A 2,736-nucleotide genomic window follows, 5' to 3' on the forward strand; every position below is an offset into this window, starting at 1 on the left:
GCCGCAGCATGCAGCACTGGTTCAGTCGCAACGAGCCTAGTCCTCGTCATCGTCCTCATTGAGCGCGCCCATCAGGTCCGCGACGGTAGCGAACCGCTCCACCTTGCCTTCGGACGCATCGCGCATCGCCGCCTGGGTGGTGGCATTGGGAACGCGAATGTCGAAGGGCAGGTTCTTGTCGGAGGCTACGCGCACCAGCATCAGCCGGATGGCGTCGGACACAGACAGGCCCATCCCCGCAAGAATTGCGCTGGCTTCCTTCTTCAAGTCGGAATCAATCCGAGCACGTACTACGTCGGCCGCTGCCACTTCACTCACCCCATTGAAATCATCTGAGCCACATTGTAGCTACAAATCGTAAATGGCCTCCTAACGCCTGGGTGTCAATAGCACTACCCCTCTCTGCACTCTCCCGGGAGCACGTGGAGCACGGAGAGTACGTGGGAGGACATAAGCACATTCGAGCACAGACAGGGCGCTTATAAGTCGCTGAAAACAAAGCCGAAAATCGACATCATATGAAACATATGTTGCACGATGCGATTTTAGTTGCATCAGATCACGCAAATAAGCATATAGTAGTTGCAACGAGCGCACATCCTATGTTGCGTCAGTCAATACCTAAGTCATTGAAAAACTACGATAAATAGTGCATAACCTGTTTGTCGCCGCAACAGGGCCGCGACACATGGAGTAAAAATAATGGCGACGACCAGGGAGGCGAGTGCGATTACGAAAAAGCAGCTCGCCATGCGCGATCTGCACTGGCCGGGTATGGAAACCTGGCTGTGGAATCGCAAGGCCAACAAGGGGTTCGCAACGATCCCCAAAACGATGCCGCTGATCCTCAAGATCATGGATGAAATGACCAAGGGCGCGCCGGTATCATCTACCTATCTGACGCTGTGGTGCCACACGTGGGACAACTCGTATGTCATCCTGAACAAGCATGGCGACATGGCCAATGCCTCGGGGTTCGGCGGTCAGCGCGGTGAACATACCTGGGCGACCCGGATGAAGAAGCTTCAGGAACTGAAGTTCATCGACATCAAGCCGGGTAAGTCCGGGCCGATGGGCAATGCGATCATCTTCAATCCGCATTTCATCCTGCGCTGGCATCATTCGATCAAGACGCCGGGCCTCACCGCGACGAGCTATGCGGCGCTGGTGGAAACGGCGCTGGAGATCGGTGCCGGCGATATGCTGGTGGAATGGACGCCGTTCCCGCCCGATGGCGAACCGCCGGTCATCCCGCAGCCCGTCATCGACGCGGCGGCCAAGGCCAAGGTGGATCTGCCGACCACTGGAGGCGCGGAATGAGACCCGTTGAAATTACGGGCCGGTTCAAACGCGATTACAAGCGAGAGAAGCGATCCGACGCCGGCCTCGATGCCATTTTCCAGCCCGTCCTCGACATGCTGGTGATGGATGAGGTGTTGCCGCCCAACCTGTCCGACCATTTGCTGACCGGCGATTGGAAGGGATACCGGGATTGCCACATCAAGCCCGACCTGGTGCTGATCTACCGCAAGACCGAAGACGCACTCGTTCTGGCCCGTATCGGTTCGCACAGCGAACTGTTCGGATGACCCGAGCGCTGATCCGGGGCAAGGCGACGGCCGCGCAGCAGGCCGATTGCCTCGCCCCGNAGGGCGCACCGATCCTATCCAACTTCAGTACTATGCGCTGGGCGGCCACCGCCAGCACACGGCGAAGGCAGCCATGCGCTGCCGCCGGGGCTGGAAGGTCTTGCGGAGGCAAGCCAGGATAACGGAAGCATTGCATGGCGTGCGGGCAATCGAGCGCGTCGATCGTCGCATGGTCGCTAGCCGAAATGGCCGCTGCAAGATCGAGCGACCCGCGATCGATCGCCCTGCAACATCGGTGCAGGCTATGGCCCATCAGCATAAGCCGCTCTTCATCCCAGCCATCGGCGATCAGTATCGCCTTGAGCGCAAGTTCCAGACCATGCGCAACCAGCGCGAAATAGCCCATCTGCGCAGCGTCTGCCCGGTTGATCAGGAGGATGCGACCCGCCGCATCGGCATAATCGTTGGCAAAGGCCAGATAGTGAACCGCGCGTTCGGGTTCCGGCCTGCTGACGCCCCCGGTCATAGCCAACGCCCATCCAGCGAGGGAGCAAAAGCATTGCCAATGGCGATCGAGCCGACAAGGGCGGCCATCACCACAAAGAGGATCAGCCTCGTTCGTGTACGAAAGCACCCGCGCGTGATGCTGACTGCAAACCATAGCGCGACGGCCAGGAGCAGACCCGGCCCCACTTCATAGACGACCAGGCCGGGCAGGCGGTTGGGAAGCAGGTATGGCATGTCGCGGATGACGCGCCCGAGCAGGACCGCGCCAATAACCAGCGAGCTGGCTCCCCCCCAGCGACCAACCATAGCGGCAACGGGAGAGCCGGGTTCGAGCATTACCTGTAGCGGCTCGCAATGATGATCGCCCGGAACTGCAATATAGGGCGGTTTTCGGCTCGCATTGCGTGAGACGGATCGATGCGGGGAACGCACGCTCCGTGAGACAGAAACCACATTCGGTGCGACCGACGCGCAATGCTGATCCGTTGGCTTACGGACGGCAAAAAGCGGTGGTTAGCGCCCGGGCAGCTTTCCGAGCCGGCATGGTCGAATACCGCCGCCCTCCCTCCGAGGGTCATAACCGTTCGGTTCTGACACTTGAAACAGCAGCTGCCCTAGCGCGGACTGAGCTATGAAGCAC

4 protein-coding genes are annotated in these 2,736 nt (G+C 59.6%); 2 read left to right on the top strand and 2 right to left on the bottom strand.

The genetic code is table 11. The features are described 5' to 3' along the window. Window positions 1-36: 36 nt before the first annotated feature. Window positions 37-309 carry a type II toxin-antitoxin system RelB/DinJ family antitoxin gene (locus tag HWN72_RS30480; RefSeq protein WP_211152297.1) on the bottom strand — a complete coding sequence of 91 codons (273 nt, stop codon included), beginning with the start codon at window positions 307-309 and terminating at the stop codon, window positions 37-39. Window positions 310-702: 393 nt separating this feature from the next. Between HWN72_RS30480 and HWN72_RS30485 the strand changes: the two genes are divergently transcribed. Together HWN72_RS30485 and HWN72_RS30490 are read left to right on the top strand one after the other, a co-directional pair. Then, window positions 703-1,320, top strand: coding sequence for a hypothetical protein (locus HWN72_RS30485; protein ID WP_211152298.1), 618 nt, complete (start codon window positions 703-705; stop codon window positions 1,318-1,320). Next, window positions 1,317-1,589, top strand: a complete 273-nt coding sequence (locus HWN72_RS30490; RefSeq protein WP_211152299.1) for a type II toxin-antitoxin system YafQ family toxin — start codon at window positions 1,317-1,319, stop codon at window positions 1,587-1,589. Before HWN72_RS30485 ends, HWN72_RS30490 begins: the two co-directional genes overlap by 4 nt. 522 nt (window positions 1,590-2,111) lie before the next feature. On the opposite strand, the gene HWN72_RS30495 is transcribed toward HWN72_RS30490, so the two are convergent. Then, complete coding sequence (locus tag HWN72_RS30495; RefSeq protein WP_211152300.1) at window positions 2,112-2,432, bottom strand: hypothetical protein; 321 nt, start codon at window positions 2,430-2,432, stop codon at window positions 2,112-2,114. Window positions 2,433-2,736: the final 304 nt, after the last annotated feature.

The sequence above is a fragment of the Novosphingobium sp. HR1a genome (assembly GCF_015594425.1).
GTDB classification, from domain to species: Bacteria; Pseudomonadota; Alphaproteobacteria; order Sphingomonadales; family Sphingomonadaceae; genus Novosphingobium; species Novosphingobium resinovorum_A.

Coding starts and splice junctions, on each gene's coding strand:
- HWN72_RS30495 (WP_211152300.1), bottom strand. CDS start 2,432: ATGCTCGAACCCGGCTCTCCCGTTGCCGCTATGGTTGGTCGCTGGGGG.
- HWN72_RS30490 (WP_211152299.1), top strand. CDS start 1,317: ATGAGACCCGTTGAAATTACGGGCCGGTTCAAACGCGATTACAAGCGA.
- HWN72_RS30485 (WP_211152298.1), top strand. CDS start 703: ATGGCGACGACCAGGGAGGCGAGTGCGATTACGAAAAAGCAGCTCGCC.